This window comes from Aurantibacter aestuarii, from assembly GCF_003008425.1.
Taxonomy (GTDB): Bacteria; Bacteroidota; Bacteroidia; order Flavobacteriales; family Flavobacteriaceae; genus Aurantibacter; species Aurantibacter aestuarii.
Genome location: NZ_PXOQ01000007.1, coordinates 799,822 through 826,428 on the forward strand (window position 1 = coordinate 799,822; position 26,607 = coordinate 826,428).

Sequence of the window (26,607 nt, forward strand, 5' to 3'; positions counted from 1 at the left end):
GTTATTCTCTTACAGGTGCTGGAGTAGAAAGCCATTTGCTTGGCTCAAACGTTTCTATTTCTTTGCGGTTATAAACAGCTCCTAAAAAAGGAAATTCGTCGTGTTTTGTTGTTTTTATAGATTTTAAAAATTCTTTTACTTTAGCTTCACTCATATTCCATTCACTACTTAAGCGTTTGGCATTTGGTTGCAAAAAAGAGATATAAAGTAATTCGGCTAAGGTATGTTGTTGTTTATTATTAAAGTCTACGGTGCCATTTAATAACGATCTGTCTTTAGTAAATTGTAAATTAGATTCTTTTATTTTCTTTTGAAATGCTTCAGGAGAAAGAAATGCTTCAAAAGACTTTTGTTCTCTAAATAATGGGTTAAGTTTAGACTCATGACACCAAATACATTTTGCTGGCTTACCAGCCTTACTAAATTTAGGATTTGCTTTGCTTTTTAAATTGCCTTCAAAATCATAAATACCAAAACGAAGTTGCCCATTAGGTAACAATTCAATAGTTTCAAATTCATAAACTTGTTTTGTTATAGAATCTACCTCTTCCGAAATAAAAACTTGATTAAATTTTTCTTGTTCAGAAAATGAAATTACGCGGTCTTGTATCGCTACACTTGAGTTGTTAATGTAGACTTTTTCATTACTCAAATTGTATTTTTGTTTGAGGTCTTTAAGTGTTTTTGGGGTTTGCGATAAAGCATAATAGTAATTAGGATTTCCTAAAATTAAGGTTACAAATCTTCCAATATCTATATATTTATTTTTTCTATAACCTTCTGTGTGTTTTACTTTCTCAGTTATATTTAACAATGCAAGGTGGCCTTTTGTATTATAGCTCAGTTTTTTTAAATCTATTGTAATTAAGTCGTTCTTTACAGTCATGACACCTAAGTTGCAAGGCGTGTAAGCACCTGTATAGGATAATGCCCATTGTAAGCCAATCATAGACTTGTCTAAAGAATCTTCATCATAAGCCTTATGCCATTTTAAAGTTATTGTATCTGTAAGATTTGCGTTTTCATAACTTTGTTTACAAGCCGTAAATAGTATAAATAAATAAATGTAAAAATGTGTTTTCATTTATAAAATTGCATAACACTTTTAGCTAAAATAGATTTTGTTTTAAGTTTAGTAGCAGTTACTAAATTTTTATGTTTTCCTTTTAATAGTTCTTTATTAAAATTAACTTCATTAACAATATGTCTAATAGCTAAATCATAAAATTTTGTAGTGTAAGTACGTTTAAAATCTATGTCTCTATCTGTACTGGTTTCCCAATTGGGTTGTATGGTAATGTCTTTTTCTATCTCATTGTAAAGCGATGTGCCTTTTATAGGATAGGCTTTTGTAATGGTAAAATGTGTTGGATTAGCTTCTTTTAAATAGGTAGTTGTAGCGGTAATATCTTCAACAGTTTCGCCAGGATAACCCACCATAATAAATGTGCCTGTTTCCATACCAAGTGCATTGGTTTTTTGTATAACTTCTTTTACAAGGTTAACATCGACACGCCTATCCATAGCGTCTATAATTTTTTGAGAACCAGATTCTGCACCAATCCATATTCTATAACAACCCGCTTCTTTTAAAAGCTTTAATATATGATCATTTAGGCGCTCAGCTCTTGTAATACATTCAAAAGGAATAATAGCATCTTGTTTTATAACTTCTTCATGAAACGCTTCAATCCACTTAAAACTTACGGTAAACACGTCATCTACAAACCAAATCGTATCTGGATTATAGGTATTTTTAAGCATTTTTAATTCACTAGCAACCAAATTTGCAGGTCTTCGTCTATAACTTTGTCCATAAACAGCAGTACTACACCACTTACAAGTATAAGGGCAGCCGCGTTGTGTACTTACTGTCATAGAGCTTTTGCCATGATGAGTTTTCCAAGTGTCTAAGTATTTTTGTACGGGAATAGCCTTTCGGTTTGGAAGAGGTAAATCTTCTAAACTTTTCATTTTAACTCTTGGTGGTGTTTTGTAAACACTTTGGTCTTTTAAATAGGCAATCCCTGTAATTCCTGAAACCTCTTCGTTATTTAAAATAGCATTATAAAGTTCTAAAGTTGTTTGTTCTCCTTCGCCTATAATAATATAATCTGCACCAGTGTTTAAGTAATTTTCTAAGTTATAAGTCACATCTGGACCACCTAAAATAATTGTAGGAAAACCATAATTGGCTTCAGTTTTTAAGATTTTTATTAATTTAATAACATTAATTTTCGTCATTAAATTGGTATAAATAGCAATTGCTTTTGGTTGCTTTTCTTTTATAAAGTTTAGCTGCTCTGTTTTACTATAAAAAGTAGAATCGTAAACATGGTTTTCTATGTTATATTTATTTAAATAACCAGAAATATATAACAAACCTAAAGGGGCATAGGGACGCATAATACTTTTTTCCTTAGCATCTTCAAATAAAAAATAGGTATGTGTTAATAGTAAACTCATTTTAGCTCCAGCTCCATTAAAAAATGATCGGCGTATGTTGCAAATCGCTTATGTGTAAAGATACTATCTAGAAACTTAAAAAGTGATAGGCAAAATTTAGAGCTTAAGAAAGACTGTTCTAAATAAGATGGAGGAACTGTTAAACCAATGGGTTTTAAAGTATTTATATTATAAGTAGAATGGCTTAACGCTATTAAGTCTTGCGGATTATAATACCACGTTTTTACCTTTACACCATTTACATTTGCTTGAATAAAATCATTAGTTTGTCGTCTTTTTGCTTTTTTAAATTCATTTTTTAAACTGAAATAAAGACGTTCCCAAATGCAAAGTTTAGGCATAATTACTAAAATTAGTTTTCCTTTATCAGAAAGCAATTGTGATGCATTTTTAAAAAATTGATGTATTTCAGCTGAAGATAAGCAGTTTAAACCTCCAAAATTTGAAAATATAATATCAAATTTATTTGAGAAATCTGTTTGAGAAATAGCATTAATATCTAAAGTTTTAAACTCTAAATTTTTAAGCTTGTTTTTATTTTGACAAACAGAAATCATTCTGCTGGAAATATCGGTTGCCAAAACGTGGTGTCCTTTTTTTGCGAATTGAAGAGCATCGTAACCAGTGCCGCAATTAAGTTCAAGGATTTTTAAAGTTTTATTTGTTTTAAAAACAACATCTAAGTGTTTATAAACAATTTGGCGTTGTGCCATACCAACTTTAGAATAAGTGAATGTAATATCGTATGTGTTTGAAGCAACATCAAAAGAGTTAGTCATGATGTTGTAATTTTTTTAATTGTAATTGGTCCACAAACGAAGCAATTGCGTAATAAGGTAATAAGCCAATAAGTCGCCAATTGGTTTTTATATTAGAGTTGGTTACCGATTTTAAATAGAAAACACCTTGACTTCTTCTATAAATTTTATGTACGTAGCGCTGTAATTTTCTATAATAGTTAGAATTAAAAGAGCCTTTAAACATCATAGCTAAATCATCACTGTCGGTCCAATTGGCTTTTAATTTTAGATCGTCTTTAACTTTGTCATAAAATTTTGTTCCAGGTAATGGATACGATACCGAAACACCAATATTATCGGGTAATAACTCTCTTATCATTTTAATAGTAAGCTCAATATCTGCACTCGTTTCATTTAAATAACCAAACTGTATAAAGAAAGCTACTCTAATATTTTTTTCTTTTAGAAGCCTAGTGGCTTCGTAAATTTGAGACACTTTTGTGTCCTTGTCCATAGCATCTAAAACTGCTTGGGAGCCGCTTTCAGCACCAACCCAAACTTCTTCTAAGCCACTTTTTGATAACGCTTCTATAGTGTCTTCTTTTAGCAATAGGTCTACCCGACTTTGTATAAAATATTTAATTTTTAAATCTACTTTTTGTAATTGTCCATTAAATTCTTGTACCCAATTTGGTTTAAGTCCAAAAATATCATCACACATCCAAAAGCGAGATACATCAAAAGTTTCATTTAAATATTTGAGGTGCTTGGTAATATATTCGGGAGAGTGCGAATTATATCGGTTGCCATAAATAGGTTTTGCACACCAATTGCATTTAAATGGGCAGCCTCTCGTGGTGGCTATATTTAAGGTAAAAGGGTTGCCGCCAGCTTCCCATATCTTTTTATAAGAATCCAAAGAGATTAAATCCCAAGCAGGCATTGGTAAGACATCTAAATCTCTTAATACAACGCGTGGCTTGTTTGTGATAATTTCACTATTTTTTTTATAAATTAGACCATCAATAGTGCTAAAGTCACTGTTTTTTATAACAGCTGTTGTTAATTCTCCTAGCGTTAATTCGCCTTCACCTTTTATAATCACATCTGCACCAGCGTTTAAATATTTTTCAGCATGATCTGTCGCATCGGAGCTAGAAATAGCTATAAAACACCCTAATTGCTTGGCTATTTTTATTTTGTCAAAAGCCGCTTCACGCATAACGGTTAAGCACATTTTGGTTAAGTAATTAAAACCATCATCATAAATAACGAAAAGCTTAGGTGTGTTAGCCTTTAAAAAAGCTGCTATATCTTGTGGACTATTTATTAAATTGGTGTCAAAAACTTTAACCTTATAATTTTTACTACGTAAATAAGCAGCAGCATAAAGTGTTCCTAATGGCGGAAAAGGCTGCTGGTTTGCCCATTGTTTGGCATCAAATCTATAATAATAGCTATTAGATAAAACAACATCACACATCTTCTTTGCTTAGGTTTAAGTTAAAAGTGGTGTTTATATGGTCGTATTTTTCGTTTAAAAGATTTATGACTTTTTTTTGAAAATGTCTTGGGTGATGTTTAGACACATCATCGGTAGATTTTAATGCGATTTGAAAATCTTCAGGATGCAATTTTTTAAACTTACTTTCCCATTTTTTTAAAGTGATTTTTTTAAAGAAAGGCTCGAATGCATGACTTACAAAAGAAATATTAAAAAAGTTTTCTAAACAAGTCGACCAAAATGGTTTTTTAAAATCTTTAAAACGCGTTTGGCTTTCCATTGGTTTATTAGGGAAATAACTTTTAACCCAATAATTTTTATTTACAAAATCTTGATAAGCTTCAGTACCATAAACAGGAATAAGCGTTACCATTTCTGTTGCTGTAAATTTATTTTTTTCATCTATTTCTAAATGATTAGTACTTACAAAATAATTAACACAAAAGTATTTTTTAGAATTTAATAAGAATATCTTTTTGTATAAAATTAAAAGTGTTCTTGCAATCCAAAGTTTATTTGGTGTTGTAATAATAAAGTAGTCGATATCGCCGTCATCATCTATAAAGTTTTTAGATAATGCTCCAGAAATAGTTACAGCTTCAATAAAAGGAAAACTCATAATTCGTTTAGACATTTTATAGGCTTTGGGCATTAAATCTTTCGCCTTTTTATTCCCAGCTAAACGTCTTTCAATGTGTTTTAAGTTGTTTTCGATATTATAAAAACCATCTTTTAAAAAAATAATATTTTTATCAATAAGTGTTTTTAATTCTTCATCTACATTATCTAAATGTTGTGCATATTGCTTTATTTCCTCTTTGCATAATGGATAATCAAAAATTGAAAAATAAAGTATAGTTTTAAGAGAATTCACTTATAGATTTGAAGTTTATCAAATATACTAAACTTTATTTCATTTATGTTTTTTTTAAGACGCTCATCCGTTTTAATTAATTATTATTAAATTAATTTTATTAAAATGAAAAAAACACTACAATTAGGAAATGCTTTTTTATTTGTAAGCATGGTTATAGTTAATTATTTGTCTAATACAGGCCTATTAAATAATACAACTATTGGTGAAGTTTCTGGCGGCTTAAAAACCTTATTTACACCTGCTGGATATGCGTTTTCTATTTGGGGAGTTATTTATTTACTCGTTTTAGGTTTTGTAATATATCAAGGACGCAGTTTATTTAACTCCAAAAAACAAGACGATTTTGTGGAAACAATAGGGCTCTGGTTTATAGTATCATGCTTGGCTAATATAAGCTGGGTATTTAGCTGGATTTATGAATATACTGGTTTGTCTTGCTTGTTTATCTTTATACTTCTAGGGTCTTTGCTTAAAATAGTATGGAATAACCGTATGGAATTATATGATGCGCCTTTACCAACTATAGTATTTTTATGGTGGCCATTTGTAATTTATAGTGGTTGGGTTACTGTAGCTAGTGTTGCAAATGTGTCGGCTTATTTGGTAAAAATAAATTGGGATGGTTTTGGTATTTCTCCCGTGGTTTGGACTATTGTGATGATTACAATTGCGCTTATTATAAATTTATGGATTACTTGGACCCGAAACATGAGAGAATTTGCTTTGGTAGGCGCATGGGCTTTAATAGCTATTGCTTACGCAAATCTAGATGTTGAAGATTTTGTAGTTTATGCTGCAGCAGTTTCGGCAGGGATTTTAACTGTGAGTAGTGCTGTTCACGGATATTTAAACCGACACACCAACCCATTTATTAAATATCTAGAATATAAAGACTCTAAAAATTAAAGTCCTAATTTTCTATAAATTCCATCGACAGCATCTTCCAAAAATCGTGGCGCATCAAAACGGTAAGTGAAATATAAATTCACGTAATTTCGGTCTATTTCTAGATTACGATTTGAACTTTTATTAATACTATTAGCTTCAAAATTAAAAACAGCACCAGTGCTTATACGTTCTGAAGTATATCCGTATTGAATTCCTAAATTAAGTCCTTTTGTAACAAAGGTGTCACTTTCTTCTAGGTCTAAAAATCGTTCTTTAGAAAAACGTAAACCTATAGACGGCGTTACATTTGGAGCTATAAACCAGTTGTTTTTTAAACACCAAGTGTAATAGTAAGAAGGAGCCAGTTTAATATCGTAATTATTTTGGACAAATTTATTTTCAAAAACATAGTCCGATATACGATTATAACCATATCGAATAGCTGGTATAAAACTTCCTGCACTTTCGTGTTGCCACTCATTCTGGTCGGTTAAGTGTTTTAGCGAAAAATCGTCATTAAAGACATAAGACGTTTCACCAATATAACTGGTAGTTTTTAAATGAGGAAATTGCTGGTCTATCGCATCGGTACTTACATTCTCTAAATAAAACCCTTGTACACGTCTGTATTCAATACTTTGTATCCATTTTTTTATAAAAAAGCGGATTTTGGTTTCAATAAATTTAGATTTAAAATCTGAACTTTTATCTAAAGGTGAAAACGATAAACTTAAGCCTAAAAATCTATAGTTGGCTGCCAATTGAAGTTTAAATGCATTTAAAGCTTCAATAGAATACTTTTCTTCACCATCAAATACCGAAAACGATTCATTTTGTGTGCTAATATTGGTTTTAAAAACTAGATAGTTTTTAAAAGTCGTAATATTATCAGATCTTGATTCATCAGAACTTTGGGCATTTAGATTTAAAAATGTAAAGCCAATTATAAAAGCAATTATTAATTTATTCATTTCGAAAATACTGCTAATTTTTAATGCGCCTCCAACCAATTCAATCCAGTATCCACTTCCACATCTAAAGGCACTTCTAGTTTAAAGGCGTTTTCCATTTCGGTTTTAATAAGCGTTTTTAATTCGTCTAATTCTGGTTTAAAAATATCAAACACCAATTCATCATGCACCTGTAACAACATTTTAGACTTGTAATTGCCTTCTTTTAATTTTTGATGAATATTTATCATGGCAAGTTTTATAATGTCGGCAGCGCTACCTTGTATAGGTGCATTAACCGCATTACGCTCTGCAGCGCCACGAACGACTGCATTACGAGAATTAATATCTTTTAAATAACGACGTCGTCCTAAAACGGTTTGCACATAACCGTTATCCCGAGCAAAATCTACTAGCTCGCTCATATAGGCTTTTAATTTTGGATAGGTTTCGTAATAGGTATCTATTAAATCTTTAGCTTCACCTCGGGATAAGTTGGTTTGGTTACTTAAACCAAAAGCAGAAACGCCATAGACAATTCCAAAATTAACGGTTTTGGCATTACTACGCTGCTCACGAGTCACTTCAGCTAAAGGCACATTAAATACTTTTGCTGCGGTAGAAGCGTGAATGTCTTCACCATTCTTAAACGCTTCAATCATGTTGGTTTCTTTACTTAAAGCAGCAATAATTCGTAATTCAATTTGCGAATAATCGGCAGCCAATAAAATATAGTCTTCATTTCTTGGAATAAAGGCTTTTCGCACTTGTCGGCCAAGCTCTGTACGAATAGGAATATTTTGTAAATTAGGATTGTTACTGCTTAATCGACCTGTAGCGGCTACGGTTTGCATATAATCGGTATGGACGCGTTTGGTAGCTGGTTCTACCTGTGTTGGTAAAGCATCAACATAGGTGCTTTTTAATTTACTTAGTCCACGATAGTCTAAAATGTTTTGTACTATGTTATGGTCTTTAGCCAGATAACTCAATACATCTTCTGCTGTAGAATATTGTCCGGTTTTGGTTTTTTTAGGTTTATCGACCAGTTTTAGTTTTTCAAATAAAATAACTCCTAATTGTTTTGGAGAGGCAATATTAAATTCTTCTCCAGCCACCTCGTAAATTTTCGCTTCTAAAGTGGCAATATCTCTGGTTAAATCTTCAGACAAGCTATTTAAAAAGGCTTCATCTAGATTAATTCCTTCCAATTCCATATCTGCCAAAACACGTAATAATGGTATTTCTATATCATTAAATAGCTTTTGTGTATTGGCATCGGTTAATTCCTTAGAAAAATGCTCTTTTAATTGTAAGGTAATGTCTGCATCTTCCACCGCATATTCGGTTTGTTGCTCCACAGGAACATCACGCATAGATAATTGGTTTTTTCCTTTTTTACCAATTAATTCTGAAATCGCTACTGGAGTATAATTTAAATAGGTTTCTGCCAGAACATCCATATTATGTCGCATATCTGGATTAATTAAATAATGTGCTAACATGGTATCGAAAAGCGGACCTTTAACTTCAATATTATATTTGGCTAAAACCTTTATGTCGTATTTTAAATTCTGACCAATTTTCTCGATATGTTCCGCTTCAAAAAATGGACGTAATACTTCTATAAGGTTTTGAGCTTCATTTTGGTCTTCTGGAAATGGCAAATAAAAGCCTTTACCTGTTTCCCATGAAAAGGCAATTCCAAACAGTTCTGCGGTTAGCGGATTTAAGCCAGTGGTTTCTGTGTCAAAACAAACCGAAGTTTGTTTAAGCACATTGGCCATAAACAATTTTGTCGCCATGCCCGGCGCGACACTTTGGTATAAGTGAGACGTGTTTTTTATAGTTTTACGTTCAAAACCTGTTGTACTTTCTTCTGTTGAAGTTGAGCCGCCAAATAATGAAAATTGTCCTTCTCCTGCAGCAGCAGTTTCTTTTGGTGTGGCTTTATTTTCAGATGAAGCCGAAGTGTTTGATGCTTCACTTACTGCTTCAGCAGAAAAGGTTTTAACAAAATTATCGGTTAAACGTCTAAATTCTAATTCCTGAAAAATTTCTGTCACTTTTGGTATGTCTGGTTCCGACATTTCAAAATCTTCAGCATTAAAAGTTACAGGAACATCTAGCATTATGGTTGCCAGTTTTTTAGATAATAAACCAAGCTCTGCATTTGCTTCAATTTTCTCTTTCATTTTTCCTTTAAGCTGGTCTGTATTGGCTAATAAATTTTCCATACTGCCAAACTGAGCTAAAAACTTTTTAGCCGTTTTTTCTCCAACACCTGGTAGTCCGGGAATATTATCACTAGAATCGCCCATCATTCCAAGAAAGTCTATCACCTGTAAGGGATCTTTAACTTCAAATTTTTTCTGAACTTCTGGAATACCCCAAGTTTCATAACCACCACCAAAAACCGGTCGGTACATAAAAATATTTTCGCTAACCAGTTGAGCAAAATCTTTGTCTGGTGTGACCATATAGGTTTTATAACCTTCTTTTTCCGCTTGCTTGGAAAGCGTTCCAATAACATCATCTGCTTCAAAACCTTCCTTAACCATAATAGGAATATTCATAGCATTAAGGATATCGCATATAAAAGGAATGGCAGTTCTAATGCCTTCTGGAGTTTCATCACGATTGGCTTTATAGTCTTGAAACATTTCTACACGGTCGGTACTTCCGCCTTTATCAAAACAAACGGCTAAATGGTCTGGTCGTTCACGTTTAATGACATCTAGTAAAGAGTTCATAAACCCCATAATAGCTGAGGTGTCCTGACCTTTAGAGTTAATTCTTGGGTTTTTTATGAAGGCATAATAACCTCGAAAAATAAGCGCGTAAGCATCAACTAAAAAAAGACGTTTTTGTTCTGACATTATAAATGGTTTTGAAGATTATAAAACTACAAAAACTTAAGCTTTAAACAGAAGATATTTAGCTTACAATTGAAAGTGTCTTGTAAAGTATACTGTTTTTATTCTTTTATATAGGAAGGCGAAGGAATATTTTCATTTTTACCATTCTCATATTTCATATAAGTAAAACCTTTATGGATACAGTAAGAACCAGTTTCTCCAGCTTTATTCATGGCAATGTATGCAATTTGAAAATTTTTATAATTTTCATTTTTTGAAACAATACGATGTACAGCTTCTTCGCAAGCCTCTTGTGGACTTTTTCCTTGTCGCATTAACTCAACAATTAAAAAACTACCTACGGTTTTCATTACTTCTTCACCCATACCAGTTGCGGTAGCGCCACCTATTTCATTATCTATAAACAAGCCAGAACCAATAATAGGCGAATCGCCCACACGACCTTTCATTTTATAGGATAAACCAGATGTGGTACAAGTTCCAGCAATATTTCCATGAACATCTAAGGTTAACATGCCAATCGTATCGTGATTTTCAATATTAATAATGGGTTTATATTCCGAAGTTTTAAGCCACTCTTTCCAGTTTTTTTTAGCTTCTTCAGTAAGTAACTCTTCTTTTCTAAAACCTTGTGTATAGGCAAATTCTTCAGCACCTTGCCCTGCTAACATCACATGAGGTGTTTCGGTCATTACTTTTTTAGCTAAAGCAGCCACATTGGTAATATTTTCCACACAAACGACCGCACCACAATCTCCAGTGTAATCCATAACGCAAGCATCCAAAGTCACATTACCTTCGCGGTCCGGATCTCCACCTTTTCCAACCGTAGAATTTTTTAAATTTTCCTCTTCAACTGCAACGCCAATAATAGCGGCATCTAATGCATTTGTGTTGTCGTCTAAAGCTTTACCGGCTGCTGCATTAGCATTGGTAAAAGCCCAAGTGCAAATAGCAATAGGTCCAGATTTTTTAGTAGTCATTTTTGAAGCAGTTTTTAAGTTGGTGGTTTTGTTATGCGTCTCACACGCTATTGCAGAAGCCATTCCTGTAATTCCTAAAGTGGATAATGAGGCGTTTTTTATGAAGTTGCGACGTTTCATGTTATAGGTAAATTTAAAACTTGAAGATACTTAATTAAAATGAAAAAAGGCTTAATCAGTTAGATTAAGCCTTTTTTGAACTTTATGAGTTTATGTTATATATTTTTCTTTGAAAACGCAAAGTAAGCAATGTAACCATAGCAAACTGTTAAGAATAGTAATCCTGCGGTAAAGCCTTTCCAGTCTACTAAATTTCCAAAAATTGGTAAGATAACACCACCACCAACAATAGCCATACAAAGTAAACCAGAAATACGAGGTTTTAAATCGCCTTGTCCATCTAAAGTTAAAGTGAAAATGGTTGGGAACATAATAGAATTAAATAACCCTACTGCTAAAATAGACCACATAGCTAGTAATCCTGTTGAGGTAATACTCACAACAATTAATGAAATAGCTATTAAACCAAAAATCATTAATATTCTTGAAGGTTTGAAAATTTTAGTTAAATAAGAACCAATAAAACGTCCAACCATAGCACCTAACCAGTAAAACATCACAAATGCACCAACTAGACCTTTAGCATCTAAATTCTCTGTAGAACCTCCAAATAATTCAATTAAACCAGTTGCAATACTTTTTAAGAACGGACTATTATTAATAATTTCGTTAACGTTTAAATCTAAAAAATAGTTTACTAAAACACTACCAATAGCAACTTCTGCACCTACATAAAAGAAAATACCTAAAGCACCCATCCACACTTGCTTTCTCTTAAGTGCCTGGAAATAGCTACCATTTGCAGCAGAGTCTTTTAATATTTGAGGAAGTTTAATAAATGAAAACGTAACGGCTAATAAGAAAATTACAGCAGCAAAAATTAAAAACGGAGCTTGTACAGCGCCAGCTTCTTGTAAATAATAAGCATCTTTATCGGCTACCGATAAATTTCCAATCTCAACAGAGGTTAAAATTTTATCGCTTAATAAATAAGCTGCGCCAACTATAGGAGCAATGGTTGCACCTAAAGAATTAAATGCCTGAGATAAATTTAAACGTGAACTCGCTTTTTCTTCTGGACCTAAAACGGCTACGTAAGGATTGGCAGCAACCTGTAAAATGGTAATACCACCAGCTAGGGTGAAAAATGCCAGTAAAAATACTGCAAAAATACGTTCAGAAGATGCTGGATAAAATAATAAGCATCCGGCAGACATGGTTAGTAAACCAATAACAATACCTCTTTTATAACCTACTTTTGAAATTAACCAACCTGCTGGTAAAGAAAATACAAAGTATGCCACAAAAAAAGCCGATTGTAAAAAACCAATCATTCCATAACTCAATTCGAAAACTTCCCTTAATCTCGGAACTAAACTATCTACAAGTACAGTAATAAATCCCCAAAGGAAGAATAATGTGGTTAATAAAATAAAGGACGATCGGTAAGATTTTTGTTCTGACATTTTATAAATGATTAATTAAATATTAAGATTTTAAAAATAGTTGAAAAACAGGTGGTGTTAAGTTTATATATCGTAAAAAAAGGTTTGTATTTAGTCAAATCCTTAATTTAATGCACCGTTATTTCGTCTGTGAATATCCAACTTTTTCCTTGATGTTGAAAGCCTAAGTGCCATTTTGGTAGATTTCCCAACGTTTCGGCATAAACTTTAATAAATCTATATTTTTTATTCGTTTTTTTACTTTTCACTGAAGATACTGTAACGTTTTCGTTGTTTACAGGTTTTTCAAATTCATGGAGACTTATTTCTTCAAATGTTTTACCATCGTTAGAACCGTAAAAAACAACTTTTTTGGGTAGAAAAATCCAAGAACGCTGGTCTTCTAAAAAATTTATTTGAATGTTATTAATTGGTTTCTGTATTCCTAAGTCTAAAACCACATCTAAATTAGTGTCTAGATAACCCTGCCAAGTTCCGGATCTAAAATCGGCAGTGCCAAAAACACCATCTATTAAAGCATTAGGTCCACCGCCACTATATCTATTTTCATACTTAGTATTCAATTTTAAACTTAAATTAGGGTCTATTTTATAAAACGACGTTTCTAAAACAGGGCTTTTAATCTTGTCTTTTTGCGCATATACATTTAAAATAGTGTTTTCTGTAATTTTAAATGGTTCTGTATATTCTTTAAAATCTTGATGATTTAAGCTGTAGTAGATAGGATTGTTTTGTTCTGTGGAATTTAAATGAACTTCCGTTTGACCTTTAAATGCAATAGCACCTTTTTCAATAAAAGGCGAAGGAACAAACGGATACTTTTCTTGAGAAATAGAAGTTTCTGGGATCTCGCTATCTTTTGTAGCCCATTTAGAAAGTGTATTGGTCATCTTAAAATGAAGCGTGCCACCTTCAATAATTGATTGGTGCGTGATAAAACTTTGGTGCAGTGGTTTTCCATTTAATGTGGCTGAAGCAATGTATTTATTTTCTTCGGAAACACCTTCAGCAATCATCGAAAATTGTTTGCCGTTTTCAAGATTAATAGTAGCTTTTTCCATAAGTGGCGAGCCAATTATATAGGTATTGCTTCCTGGCGTTACTGGATAAAATCCTATACTTGAAAATACATACCATGCGCTCATTTGTCCGCAATCTTCATTACCAGAAATACCATCCGGTTCATTTTTGTACATGGTTTTTAAAATTTCATGTACTTTTTCTTGTGTTTTGTAAGGTTTGTTTACAAAATTATAAAGATATGCCATATGGTGACTAGGCTCGTTCCCATGTGCATATTGCCCAATTAATCCCGTAATATCCACTTGGTGTGCGCCAGAAGTTTTGTTTTCGGCTGTAAATAAATGATCTAATTGTTGCTCTAGCTGATGTTTTCCGCCTAACAGCTTCATAAATCCAGAAATATCTTGTGGAACATAAAAACTGTATTGCCACGAATTTGCTTCAGTATAATTAAAATTTACCTCATAAGGATCAAAAGGAGTAAACCAGGTATTTCTAAATCGGCCACGCATAAACTGGGTTTCTGGATCAAACACATTCTTATAATATTGTGCACGATTATAAAATGCTTTAGCATCTTCATTTTTACCTAAAGCGTCCGCCATTTTGGCGATTGTCCAATCATCGTAAGCATATTCTAAGGTTTTAGAAACCGATTCACTTTCATTTTCAACAGGAATAAAACCAATATTTTTATAATCCTTTAATCCTAGTTTGTCTTGCATAGCAGAATGTTTCATGGCCTTAAAAGCTTTTTCAGCATCATAATTGTTGATTCCTTTTAAATACGCATCTGCAATAACAGGTACAGCATGATAACCAATCATGCAACCGGTATAATTTCCAGATAAATCCCAAATGGGCATAATGCCACCTTCATCATACTTCGCTAAAAAGGTGTTTATAAAATCGTTGGTTTTGTCCTGCTCAATAATGGTGTATAAAGGATGCGTGGCGCGATAGGTATCCCAAAGGGAAAATACCGTGTAATATTCAAAACCTTTAGTCTGGTGAATTTTTAAATCCATCCCACGATATCTTCCATCTATATCTTGATAGAGGTTTGGAGCCAACATGGTATGATATAAAGCGGTATAAAAGTTGTTTTTATCGTCTTGGTTTTTAGTTTCAATCACTATTTTATTGAGTTGTTTCTCCCAGACCTCTTGGGCTTCTTTTTTTACAAGCTCAAAAGATTTAGTGCCAATTTCCTGTTTTAAATTTTGCTTGGCACCTTCAATATCTACTGCACTTATACCAATTTTAATATAAACAGGTTCGTTGTTTGGGTTCTTAAAAGTTAAGGCAGACCTCATTCCGTTTTCCGAGCCATCTTCTTTTGGCGATTGTAAAATAGCATCAAAGGGATGGGAAGTTTCCATTGCAAAAAATAATCGCTGGTCTTTAGCCCAAGCTTTAGAAAAGCGGTAGCCCACAATTTCGGTATTTGAAACCTTTTCAATATTAGCCTCTAAGACCTCGTCTCGATGCGCTAAATCTAAAATAACAACTTGATGTTCTTTTGACGGAAATAGGTATTTATGTATGCCGCTTCGTTTAGACACGGTAAGTTCCACGTCAATATTTGTGCTGTCTAAATGGACTTTGTAAAATCCAGGTTGTGCAATTTCATTCTCGTGAGAGAAATGAGCTTTGTATCCTTTTTTGCCATCTGCTCCATTATTGAAACTAATCTGGTTGGTTGGCATTAAAAGTATATCGCCATAATCTGAAACTCCTGTTCCGCTTAAATGTGTATGAGAAAAACCATAAATATACTCATCCGAATAATGATAACCCGAGCATCCATCCCAACCATCTAAACGGGTGTCTGGGCTTAACTGCATCATACCAAATGGCATCGTAGCTCCGGGATAGGTGTGACCATGTCCGCCAGTACCTATAAAGGGATTTACAAATTCAATTAATGGCGGTTGTTCATCATTAGACTGTTTATTGGCAATTTTTTCTTTTTTGCAACTAAAAAGTGCGAGTAAAATAAAGAAGGCATAAAGAGTTCTCATAAATTTTTTTTTACTAGGCTCTAATGTACAAAAAGTATGAGTTTTTAACGTTTAACAATTTGATAAGACAAAAACTAAATCTAAAGCAGTATTTTCGTTTTTCAAAAAGCATTATGGCGCGTTTATTTATTCCTTTTCTTCTTTTTTTTATAGTAGAACTCTATACTTTTTTTGCACTTAGAACACTTACTAAAAATAAAATGGTTTTAGTGGCCTATTGGCTGCTTTTTGTGGTGGTTTGCTTGATTATTGTTTACAATATGTACATTGTTTATAATGAAAACCGCTTTAGCTTAAATACGGGTTACGCTATTGCATTAATGCTTACGTATTTTGTACCTAAAGTCATTGTGTTTTTCTTTCTCTTTGCTGAAGATATTTTTAGATTTTTTGCTGGAATAGCCAATTACTTTAGTTTAGATAGTCGTTCAGTTTCTGAGGCAATCCCGTCTCGTAGAAAATTTATTAGCCAAGTCGCATTAGGTATAGCAGCCATTCCTTTTGCTGGTTTTTTATATGGGGTTTTTAAGGGGAAATATGATTTTAGAGTTATTACACAAACCATAGAATTTGATGATTTACCCGATGCTTTTGATGGTTACAGAATCACTCAGATAAGCGATATTCATTCTGGAAGTTTCGATAATATTGAAAAAATAGAATACGCCGTTAATCTTATTAACGAACAGGAGAGTGATGCCATTTTATTTACCGGAGACATCGTAAATGCTAAAGCAGAAGAAATGGATCCTTATATTTCCATATTTGAAAAGCTGAAAGCAAAAGATGGGAAGTTTTCTGTGTTAGGAAATCATGATTATGGTTATTATGCTTATGAATCGGTAACCGATTTTAATGAAAATCATAAAAAAATTGAAGCGGTGCATAAAGCTATAGGTTTTGATTTGTTGCAAAACGAAAACCGACAAATTAAGCGTGGAACAGACACCTTAAATATTTTAGGGGTTGAAAACTGGGGAGCGTCAAGACACTTTCCAAAGCGCGGAAGTTTAGTAAAGGCAACTCAACAAATTTCTGATGGAGCTTTTAATGTATTAATGTCTCATGACCCTTCGCATTTTGACTATAAAAAGAAAGAATTTAATACCCATGATAGGTTTAACTTAGATACCGTAAAAGAGGAAACTAATATTATAAACTTCAATAAGAAAATTCAACTAACGCTTGCCGGACATACCCACGGAATGCAGTTTGGTATAGAGATCCCTTTTTTAAACTTTAAATGGAGTCCTGTAAAATACCGTTATCCAAAATGGGCTGGATTATATGCTGAAAAAGGAAAATATCTTTATGTTAATAGAGGTTTCGGATTTTTAGCATTTCCTGGTCGTGTAGGGATATGGCCTGAAATTACAGTTATTGAACTTAAAAAGAAAAAACTAACTACTTAATTGTTAATTTTTTACCAAGATTCTTTAAAGTTTTTATTGAAATTCAAAAAAAAGTGTAGGTTTGTAAGGTAATATGATCTTAAAAGTTTTGTAACATGTCAAAATTTGGAGAATTAATAGACGTTGAAGTTCCTGTGTTATTGGACTTTTATACAGAATGGAACGAACAATCTACTGCCATGCATCCAGTACTTCGTGATGTTGCAGCAGCTTTAGGTGATAAAGCGAAAGTGATTAAAATTGACGTTGATAAAAACCAAGAGTTATCTGAAGCTCTAAGGGTTAAAGGTTTGCCTACCTTAATTATTTATAAGAATGGCGAGATGCAATGGAGACAAAGCGGCGAGTTAGATGCTAATGCATTAATTACAAAACTTCAGCAATACGCTTAGTTATAAGCCTTTTATAGTATAACCTTTCTCAGTATAATATTTTAAAAATAGCGGTAACACATACGTTAAGTTTTTTGAAGCTTTTACGCTGTCGTGAAATACCACAATATCACCCGATTTTGCTTTTAAACTCTTTTTAAGGCACTTTTCTTTTGATAATTTTTGCTCCCAATCAAAAGTTAGAATACTCCACATCACTATACTAAAACCTTTATCGATTAACCATTTACCTTGAGGAGAGGTTATTCTACCATATGGTGGTCTAAATAATTTCTTAGCTGAATTCGATGAATTTATTAAATGAGCTTCTATATTTTTTTGAGCTATTTGAGTTTCTTTCTGATAAGTTTCCAACGAGCTTTTCCAACCATTTACATGGGTTTGAGTATGATTACCTATAACGTGACCTTCCTGTTGAATCCGTTTGAATAGATCTGGATGTTTTTCAATATTTGCACCTATACAAAAAAAAGTAGCTTTGGCGTTGTATTTTTTAAGATCATCTAAAATCCATGGAGTAATTTCGGGTGTCGGTCCGTCATCAAAAGTCAGGTAGATACTATTTTTATCAGTTGGCTTTTTCCATATATATTTGGGAAAAAACCAACCGATAAAAAAAGGTGTTTTTACAGGAATGAAGCGCAAAAGATTAATCTAGTTTTAACCCTGAAAAGGTGTCTACAGCAGTTTCTAAATCACGTTCATTTGGTTTCATTTCTTCTTCAGGCTCATCACCTTGATAGAAGTGTTCAAATAAACGCAAGTAGTTATTAAAGGTCATAGATTCTTTTTTACCAAATTCCTTATCATAATCTATTACCACATCAATTAATGCCTTATAACGCTCAATATCTGTAATAATCTCTGTAAAGTTTTCTTCTTGGTCTTCAACAGGTAACTCACTGTAATACTTTAAGCTTTCTTGATACTTAACTGCAACGTCTTTAAATAGTTTTCGGGCTTTATCTTTAGCCTTCACTTCGTAATAAGCATTAATATATGGTTCCAATAACGTATAATACCCGAATTGATCTACTGGCATATTCTTCATGGCTATATCGGCTACTTCTTCAGCTTTGTCTAATTCATCTTCATTAATTAAAGCTTCTATAAGACGCGCTAAATTTCCTCTATAAGTAATAGAATTTCTTCTAGTTTCTGTATCATGGTAAATGGTTTTACTACCACTATTACCCCAATCCCAAGATTTTACCTGTTTGTACATTAAGTCTGCATCTACACGACCCATATCAAAAGGGTTGGCTTTATCAACCTTAGTTTTTATAGGAACTAATTTGTAAACCATACCATCTAATTGCAGGTAGTCTTTCATCCAAATATAATCCTCATCGCTAAAAGCGCCACCTGTAAAATAAATAGGGCGTTTCCAATCGTTATTAGCTACTATATCTAACATTAATAGTCTGTTCTTATAAATAGCATTGTCTTTAATTTTAACGATAAGCTCATCTTCAATTTTATCGGCATCTTTTTGTTTTACAATACCATTTTTTAAAACCGCTTCTTTATTTACAGGAATTCTAATATGGTCTACAGGGAAATAATTAGAGTTTAAATAAAAGTCTGGATATCCGGAAGGATCTTCATTATTAGCGATAACAGAATATTTAAATTTCGTTTTAGGGTCATCACTAGTTATGAACGTCATAAATGTTTTGATGTCCAAAGTATCTGGACTAACCACATTTTTCATAATATAGTCACGTGTGCCATGCTTATATTTGTCATGTGTTAAAGCAGAAGGAATTGGATCACTTTCATAAGCCTTTCGTTTCATCTGGTCAATATACCAGTCTGTTTGAAATAAACTGGTGTTTACCACACGCACATCGGTACGGTAACCTTCAATTTCTTGCGCATACCATAAAGCGAACGTATCGTTATCTCCAATCGAAAATAAAATAGCATTTTCTTGGCATGAGCCTAAATATTTTTTAGCCATAGCTAATGCGGTATATTTATCGGACCTGTCGTGATCATCCCAGTTATTAGCTATTAAAACTAAAGGAACAATCATACAAACGGCAGGAATTACAGGAGCTAAAATTCGTTTTGAAGCATAGGTCTTTAATAAATCAAAAATGGCATAAACACCAATTCCTATCCATAGCGCAAACACGTAAAATGAACCTACTACTGAATAATCACGCTCTCTAGGTTCAAAAGGTCTTACGTTAGTATAAACTTGAATGGCTAAACCGGTAAATAAGAAAAACACCAATAAAACCCAGAATAATTTCTTGTCTTTATTAAACATGAAGAAAAAACCAATAAGCCCAAGAATAAAAGGTAAAAAGTAATAAGTATTTCTTGCTTTGTTGTTTTTTACATCACTAGGAAGGTTATCTTGAGAAAGGCCTAAGTGCATACTATCAATAAAATCAATACCACTTATCCAATTTCCATGGTTGTCTAAACGACCCTGAATATCATCTTGTCTCCCAGTAAAATTCCACATAAAATAACGCCAATACATATAACCTAACTGATATTCAAACATAAAAGCGATATTGGTAAATAGAGAAGGTTTTTCTACATCAATATATTGTGAAAACTGTTTTAAAAAGGTGTTATAATCTTCATAGTCTACACGACCTTTTGCCACTTCTGCTTTAAACGAACTTACGGTTTGTCTTAGTTCATTTTCCATTTGGTATTCAGCTTTTAATTTAAAATCTAAATACCCGGTAAAAATCATATAATTCTCAGCATTCTCAGCACTCCACATTCTAGGTAATACTTGTGCGTGTTTACTATTGTAATTTTGCTTAGAATTTTTGTAATCGTTTACAATAATATATTCACCCTTAACTTCGTCTTTTTCATATTTCGGTTTATCGTCCACATATGGGTTGTTTTCATCTAAACCAGAATATTGATCGGTAAATAAAGGACCATAAAATAAATGCGTTTCAGGATATTGCTCCAAGTTATAGTAAGCCAAAAGCTCTCTTGCACTCGATGGATTATTTTCATTAATAACCACGTTGGCATTAGCTCTAATAGGTAACATTAACCAGGTAGAAGAACCTATTATTACAAATAAAAGACATAAAATACCTGTATTATATTGTGTATAGCCTTTTTCGCGGGTGTATTTTAAACCATAATAAAAACCGGCAATAAGCAAAATTCCGGCAATGATACTACCAGAATTAAAAGGTAGTCCAATTTGATTAACAAAAAACAACTCCAAAACACTAAAGTATCTCAAGATGTTAGGAAACATAAGTTTAAAAATGAAAAGTAAAACCGCAACCGATACTACATTGGCAACAATAAAACTTTTAACAGTAACTTTATCGTAATTTTTAAAAAAGTAAATTAATCCAATTGCAGGAATAGTAAGTAAACCCATAAAGTGTATACCAAAGGAAAGTCCAATAACAAAAGCAATTAAAATTAACCATCGATTACCACGTGGTTTAAACATATCTTTTTCCCAACGTAAAGCTAGGTAAAACATTAAGGTCATTATAAAGGTTGCCATAGCATAAACCTCGGTTTCTGCAGCATTAAACCAAAAAGTGTCTGTAAATGCGAATGATAATGAACCAACAAAAGCACTTCCTAAAATAACAATAGTTTGAGACTTTGTAATGTCTCTAAGCTTTACTGCAGAAATCTTTTGTAATAAAAGCACTATAGACCAGAACATAAATAAAATAGCAAATGCACTAGAAAAAGCACTCATTAAATTCATGACTAAACCAATATAAGAATTGTCTATAGCAAATATTGAAAACACAGCTCCAAGCATTTGAAATAATGGAGCTCCAGGTGGATGTCCAACTTGTAGTTTTGAAGAAGTTAAAATATATTCTCCTGCGTCCCAGAAACTTACGGTTGGTTCTACCGTTAAGGTGTAGACTATTAATGCAATTAAAAACGTCAACCAACCTAATATTTGGTTGTATTTTTTAAAGGATTTTACAGACATAAATGTATATTTTTAAAGAGCGAATTTAGTAATAATTATGGGATTACATTTGGTTTTTATTCAAACGTTTAAATTTATTTAATATTTTGTTTAAAAAATATTTGCAAGTGTAAAACTTTGTTTTAAATTTGCACTCTCAATGTCAGAATGGCCTATGGTGTAACTGGCAACACGTCGGTTTTTGGTACCGAAGAGTCTAGGTTCGAGCCCTAGTGGGCCAACATTTTAAAAGGATTGTCTAACTGGCAATCCTTTTTTTATGCCTTAAAGTAATTTGTAAAACATACATTTTTAAAACATTATGAATTTTCATAAATTAAATGTATATTTGCATCGTTGTAAGAAATCTATAGCGAGGGGACATTAAAAAAGTCCCCTCTTTTTATACTAAAAAATGTTTTTAGACACAGTAAAACAATTGCTCCAAGAAGCTTTAGAAGAAAGAAAAGATCTATTTTTAATAGACTTTTCAGTAGGGTCAGATCATGCCATTAAAATAATTATTGACGGTGATTCTGGTGTGAAGGTGGAAGATTGTATGTTTATAAGCAGGGCTATAGAACACAATATAGATAGGGAAGAACATGATTTTTCTTTAGAAGTTATGTCTGCTGGTGCTACTGCACCTTTAACCTTACCAAGACAGTACGATAAACATATTGGTAGAGTTTTGGAGGTTAAAACTACAGATGGTTTAAAGCTGGAAGCAGAATTAAAGAAAGTATCAAATGATGGGATCGACCTTGAGTGGAAATCTCGAGAGCCTAAACCTGTCGGAAAAGGTAAAGTAACAGTTCATAATAAAAAAACTATAGCGTTTGGAGATATTTCTAGCGCTAGTGTAGTAATAAAATTTTAATTATTAATGTAATATGGAGAATCTTGCGCTAATAGACTCTTTTTCAGAATTTAAAGACGATAAATTAATAGATAGAGTCACTTTAATGTCTATTCTAGAAGACGTTTTTAGAAATGCATTAAAGAAAAAGTTTGGAGATGATGATAATTTTGATATTATTATTAATCCAGATAAAGGAGATTTAGAAATCTGGAGAAACAGAGTTGTAGTTGCCGATGGTGAGGTTGAAGAACCAAACCAAGAAATCTCTTTATCTGAAGCTCGTAAAATTGAGCCAGATTTTGAGGTAGGGGAAGATGTATCGGAAGAAGTGAAATTAATCGATTTAGGACGTCGTGCTATTTTAGCGCTTCGTCAAAATTTAATTTCAAAAATTCATGAGCATGACAATACTAATCTTTATAAGCAATTTAAAGATTTAGAAGGCGACTTGTATACTGCAGAGGTACATCATATTCGTCATAAAGCAGTAATTTTGTTGGATGATGAAGGAAATGAAATTATCTTGCCAAAGGAAAAGCAAATCCCGTCGGATTTCTTTAGAAAAGGAGATAACGTAAGAGGAATTATAGAAAGTGTTGACTTAAAAGGAAATAAGCCAGCCATTATTATGTCTCGTACATCGCCTAAGTTCTTAGAAAAATTATTTGAATCTGAAATTCCAGAAGTGTTTGATGGTTTAATTACTATTAAAAACGTAGTTAGAATTCCAGGGGAAAAAGCTAAAGTGGCGGTAGATTCTTACGATGATAGAATTGACCCAGTAGGTGCTTGTGTAGGGATGAAAGGATCTCGTATTCATGGTATTGTTAGAGAATTAGGTAATGAAAACATAGATGTTATTAATTATACTAATAACTTAAACCTTTACATCACCAGAGCGCTTAGTCCTGCACGTGTGACATCTATTAAAATTGATGAGGAAAACAAACGTGCTGAAGCTATTCTGAAACCAGAAGAAGTAAGTAAAGCTATTGGTCGTGGAGGTCACAATATTAGATTGGCTGGTCAATTAACTGGTTATGAAATAGATGTATTTAGAGAAGGAGCGGAAGAAGATGTGGAATTAAGAGAATTCTCTGATGAAATTGAAGGTTGGATTATTGCAGAATTCAGCAAAGCAGGTTTAGATACTGCGAAAAGTGTACTTGAGCAAGATGTAGAAGACCTTGTTAAACGTACCGATTTAGAAGAAGAAACAATTATGGATGTCATTCGTATTCTTAAAGAAGAATTTGAAGATTAAACCTATATTTGAAGTTATTAAAGAGTAAAGCAATTTATGGCTGAAACAATTAGATTAAATAAAGTATTACGTGAGCTTAACATCTCTCTAGATCGTGCTGTGGAATATTTAGATTCCAAAGGTGTCGAAATAGAGAAGCGTCCTACTACGAAAATTTCTGAAGAAACTTACAAGTTGTTATCAGATCAATTCGAGACAGACGCTAATAAAAAGATGAAATCTCAGGCAGTAAGTGAAGCTAAGCTTAAAGAAAAGGAGGATTTACGTTTAAAACGTGAAAAGGAGCTAGAGGAAAAAGCGAAAAGAGAAGAAGCTGCAGCTAAAGCTAAAGAGCAAGAAGTGGTAAAAGCTTCAAAAACACTTTCTGGACCTAAAACAGTTGGTAAGATTGATTTAGATCAGAAAACAACTGCCAATACTCAGTCAGAAAAAGCGGAAGCTAAAACAGAGCCTAAAAAAGAAGAAGCTCCAGTAGCTAAGAAAGAAGATCAACCTGTAGCAGCTAAGCCGGCTCCGGAAAAATCAGAATCTAAGCCAGAAGCTCCTAAAGAGAAAGCTCCGGAAAAGTCAAAGACAGAGCCTAAAACAGAAACTCCTAAAGAAAAATCTAAAGACGCAACTGAAAAGGAAGAAGTTGCTAAAGAGGTTGGTCCTGGAGATGAAATGGTAGAGACTAAATATCAAAAACTATCAGGTCCCAAAATTGCTGGAGATAAAATAGACTTATCACAATTTAATAAGCCTAAAAAGAAGAAAGAAGATTCTAAACCAGGCGCAAATTCGGCAAACAACAAGCGTAAGCGTCGCCGTATTTCTAAACCTGGTGATGCAGGAACTAATACGTCGCGCGGTAACGATCGTTTTAAAGGTAAAAAAGGTGGTAATCAAAAAAGAGGTCCAATCGTTAAGGCTGAACCTACAGAAGAAGAAGTACAAAGACAAGTTCGTGAAACTTTAGAAAAACTTCAAGGAAAATCATCTAAAGGAAAAGGAGCTAAATATAGAAGAGATAAAAGAGATCAGCACAGAGAGAAATCTGAGATTGATCAGCAAATAGAAGCTGCAGAAAGCAAGACACTAAAAGTAACAGAATTTGTTACAGCTAGTGAAATGGCAACGATGATGGATGTGAGTGTTACTCAAATTATTTCAGCATGTATGTCACTTGGAATGATGGTTACTATGAATCAGCGTTTAGATGCTGAAACTTTATCTATTGTTGCAGATGAATTTGGTTATAAAGTAGAATTTATTACAGCAGATATAGAAGAATCTATAACTGAAGTAGAAGATAAACCAGAAGATTTAGTAGATCGTGCACCAATCGTTACCGTGATGGGTCACGTAGATCACGGTAAAACATCTTTACTGGATTATATTAGAAAAGAGAATGTTATTGCAGGTGAGTCTGGAGGAATTACACAGCACATTGGTGCGTATGGTGTAAAACTCGATAACGGACAAAAAATTGCCTTTTTAGATACACCTGGTCACGAGGCCTTTACGGCAATGCGTGCACGTGGTGCTCAGGTAACAGATATTGCTATTATTGTGGCAGCAGCAGATGATGATATCATGCCTCAAACAAAAGAAGCAATTGCTCACGCTCAAGCAGCAGGAGTTCCTATTGTTTTTGCAATTAATAAAATTGATAAACCTACTGCAAATCCAGAAAAGATTAAGGAAGGTTTAGCGCAAATGAATTTACTTGTTGAAGATTGGGGTGGAAAAATTCAATCTCATGATATTTCAGCAAAAGTAGGTACAGGTGTTAAAGAACTTTTAGAAAAAGTACTTTTAGAAGCGGAGCTTTTGGAGCTTAAAGCTAATCCAAATAAACCAGCTGTAGGAACCGTAGTTGAGGCCTTTTTAGATAAAGGTAGAGGTTATGTTTCAACGGTATTGGTTCAGGCAGGAACATTACGTGTTGGAGATTATGTCTTGGCAGGTAAGAGTAGTGGTAAAGTAAAAGCAATGCAGGATGAGCGTGGTAACGATGTTGCTGCTGCAGGTCCTTCAACACCAGTTTCTATATTAGGATTAGATGGAGCGCCTCAAGCAGGTGATAAGTTTAATGTGTTTGAAGACGAAAGAGAAGCGAAACAAATTGCCTCTAAACGTACGCAATTACAACGTGAGCAAGATGTTAGAACAACTAAATCATTAACTTTAGATGAAATTGGTAGACGTATTGCTTTAGGAACTTTTAAAGAATTAAATATTATTCTTAAAGGTGACGTGGATGGTTCGGTTGAAGCATTAACAGATTCATTCCAAAAATTATCTACAGAAGAAATACAGGTTAATATAATTCATAAAGGTGTAGGAGCTATTACAGAAAGTGATGTGTTACTAGCAACTGCTTCAGATGCCATTATTATCGGATTTAATGTAAGACCAGTAGGTAATGCAAGATCTATAGCAGATCAAGAAGAAGTAGATATCAGAACATATTCTATTATTTATGATGCTATAAACGATCTTAAAGATGCAATGGAAGGTATGTTATCTCCAGAGCTTAAAGAAGAGATTACTGGTACTGCAGAAATTAGAGAAATCTTTAAAGTATCTAAAATTGGTACCATTGCAGGTTGTATGGTAACCAATGGTAAGATTTTTAGAAATTCACAAATCCGAATTATTCGTGATGGTGTTGTAGTTTACACAGGTGAACTGGCATCACTTAAACGATTTAAAGACGACGTTAAAGAAGTTTCTAAAGGTTACGATTGTGGTATGCAAATTAAAAACTACAATGATATTAAAGAACAAGATGTTATTGAAGCATTCCATGAAGTGGAAGTTAAGAAAAAGCTTAAGTAACTATAAATATGTTAAACAAAAAAGGCGACCATTTGGTCGCCTTTTTGTATTTAA

General features: G+C 33.0%; 18 protein-coding genes and 1 tRNA gene. 7 read left to right on the forward strand and 12 right to left on the reverse strand.

Annotation, left to right across the window (positions count from 1 at the left end):
- Position 1: 1 nt before the first annotated feature.
- From C7H52_RS04820 to C7H52_RS04840, 5 genes are read right to left on the reverse strand one after another with little or no spacing between them, the layout of a single operon-like run.
- Positions 2-1,084 carry a hypothetical protein gene (locus C7H52_RS04820; RefSeq protein ID WP_106462750.1) on the reverse strand — a complete coding sequence of 361 codons (1,083 nt, stop codon included), beginning with the start codon at positions 1,082-1,084 and terminating at the stop codon, positions 2-4.
- Positions 1,081-2,466: a B12-binding domain-containing radical SAM protein gene (locus tag C7H52_RS04825; protein ID WP_106462751.1), complete on the reverse strand. Its 1,386-nt coding sequence runs from the start codon at positions 2,464-2,466 to the stop codon at positions 1,081-1,083. Before C7H52_RS04825 ends, C7H52_RS04820 begins: the two co-directional genes overlap by 4 nt.
- Positions 2,463-3,245 carry a class I SAM-dependent methyltransferase gene (locus C7H52_RS04830; RefSeq protein ID WP_106462752.1) on the reverse strand — a complete coding sequence of 261 codons (783 nt, stop codon included), beginning with the start codon at positions 3,243-3,245 and terminating at the stop codon, positions 2,463-2,465. Before C7H52_RS04830 ends, C7H52_RS04825 begins: the two co-directional genes overlap by 4 nt.
- Complete coding sequence (locus C7H52_RS04835; protein ID WP_106462753.1) at positions 3,238-4,689, reverse strand: B12-binding domain-containing radical SAM protein; 1,452 nt, start codon at positions 4,687-4,689, stop codon at positions 3,238-3,240. Before C7H52_RS04835 ends, C7H52_RS04830 begins: the two co-directional genes overlap by 8 nt.
- Positions 4,682-5,584, reverse strand: coding sequence for a nucleotidyltransferase (locus tag C7H52_RS04840; protein WP_106462754.1), 903 nt, complete (start codon positions 5,582-5,584; stop codon positions 4,682-4,684). The genes C7H52_RS04835 and C7H52_RS04840 overlap by 8 nt, the downstream gene beginning before the upstream one ends.
- Positions 5,585-5,689: 105 nt before the next feature.
- Here C7H52_RS04840 and C7H52_RS04845 point away from each other — a divergent pair, with 105 nt between their 5' ends.
- A complete protein-coding gene (locus C7H52_RS04845) occupies positions 5,690-6,493 on the forward strand; it encodes a hypothetical protein (RefSeq protein ID WP_106462755.1) in 804 nt (267 codons plus the stop codon).
- Here C7H52_RS04845 and C7H52_RS04850 read toward each other — a convergent pair.
- From C7H52_RS04850 to C7H52_RS04870, 5 genes are all read right to left on the reverse strand, one after another.
- Positions 6,490-7,446, reverse strand: a complete 957-nt coding sequence (locus C7H52_RS04850; protein ID WP_106462756.1) for a DUF4421 family protein — start codon at positions 7,444-7,446, stop codon at positions 6,490-6,492. The genes C7H52_RS04845 and C7H52_RS04850 overlap by 4 nt on opposite strands.
- Before the next feature lie 20 nt (positions 7,447-7,466).
- On the reverse strand, positions 7,467-10,304 hold the full coding sequence (polA, locus tag C7H52_RS04855; protein WP_106462757.1) for a DNA polymerase I: 2,838 nt from the start codon (positions 10,302-10,304) through the stop codon (positions 7,467-7,469).
- A 98-nt stretch (positions 10,305-10,402) separates the two neighbouring features.
- Complete coding sequence (locus C7H52_RS04860; RefSeq protein ID WP_106462758.1) at positions 10,403-11,407, reverse strand: isoaspartyl peptidase/L-asparaginase family protein; 1,005 nt, start codon at positions 11,405-11,407, stop codon at positions 10,403-10,405.
- 95 nt (positions 11,408-11,502) lie between these two features.
- A complete protein-coding gene (locus tag C7H52_RS04865; RefSeq protein ID WP_106462759.1) occupies positions 11,503-12,813 on the reverse strand; it encodes a sugar MFS transporter in 1,311 nt (436 codons plus the stop codon).
- Positions 12,814-12,920: 107 nt separating this feature from the next.
- A complete protein-coding gene (locus tag C7H52_RS04870) occupies positions 12,921-15,860 on the reverse strand; it encodes a GH92 family glycosyl hydrolase (RefSeq protein WP_106462760.1) in 2,940 nt (979 codons plus the stop codon).
- Between the two features lie 113 nt (positions 15,861-15,973).
- Here C7H52_RS04870 and C7H52_RS04875 point away from each other — a divergent pair, with 113 nt between their 5' ends.
- Together C7H52_RS04875 and C7H52_RS04880 are read left to right on the forward strand one after the other, a co-directional pair.
- Positions 15,974-17,272, forward strand: a complete 1,299-nt coding sequence (locus tag C7H52_RS04875) for a metallophosphoesterase (RefSeq protein ID WP_106462761.1) — start codon at positions 15,974-15,976, stop codon at positions 17,270-17,272.
- Positions 17,273-17,367: 95 nt separating this feature from the next.
- The gene (locus C7H52_RS04880) at positions 17,368-17,664 is read left to right on the forward strand and encodes a thioredoxin family protein (protein ID WP_106462762.1); all 297 of its coding nucleotides are present in this window, start codon (positions 17,368-17,370) and stop codon (positions 17,662-17,664) included.
- Here the strand turns inward: C7H52_RS04880 and C7H52_RS04885 are convergent, their stop codons facing one another.
- A complete protein-coding gene (locus C7H52_RS04885) occupies positions 17,665-18,309 on the reverse strand; it encodes a polysaccharide deacetylase family protein (protein WP_106462763.1) in 645 nt (214 codons plus the stop codon).
- Positions 18,310-18,313: 4 nt separating this feature from the next.
- Positions 18,314-21,625, reverse strand: a complete 3,312-nt coding sequence (locus tag C7H52_RS04890; protein WP_106462764.1) for a glycosyltransferase family 117 protein — start codon at positions 21,623-21,625, stop codon at positions 18,314-18,316.
- A gap of 148 nt (positions 21,626-21,773) precedes the next feature.
- On the opposite strand from C7H52_RS04890, the gene C7H52_RS04895 reads away from it, so the two are divergent.
- The 4 genes from C7H52_RS04895 to infB all read left to right on the forward strand — a co-directional run bounded on the left by C7H52_RS04895 (position 21,774) and on the right by infB (position 26,553).
- A tRNA-Gln gene (locus C7H52_RS04895) sits at positions 21,774-21,846 on the forward strand.
- Between the two features lie 173 nt (positions 21,847-22,019).
- Positions 22,020-22,484: a ribosome assembly cofactor RimP gene (rimP, locus tag C7H52_RS04900; RefSeq protein ID WP_106462765.1), complete on the forward strand. Its 465-nt coding sequence runs from the start codon at positions 22,020-22,022 to the stop codon at positions 22,482-22,484.
- Between the two features lie 13 nt (positions 22,485-22,497).
- A complete protein-coding gene (nusA, locus tag C7H52_RS04905; protein WP_106462766.1) occupies positions 22,498-23,730 on the forward strand; it encodes a transcription termination factor NusA in 1,233 nt (410 codons plus the stop codon).
- Positions 23,731-23,766: 36 nt separating this feature from the next.
- Complete coding sequence (gene infB / locus C7H52_RS04910; protein ID WP_106462767.1) at positions 23,767-26,553, forward strand: translation initiation factor IF-2; 2,787 nt, start codon at positions 23,767-23,769, stop codon at positions 26,551-26,553.
- Positions 26,554-26,607 lie beyond the last annotated feature (54 nt).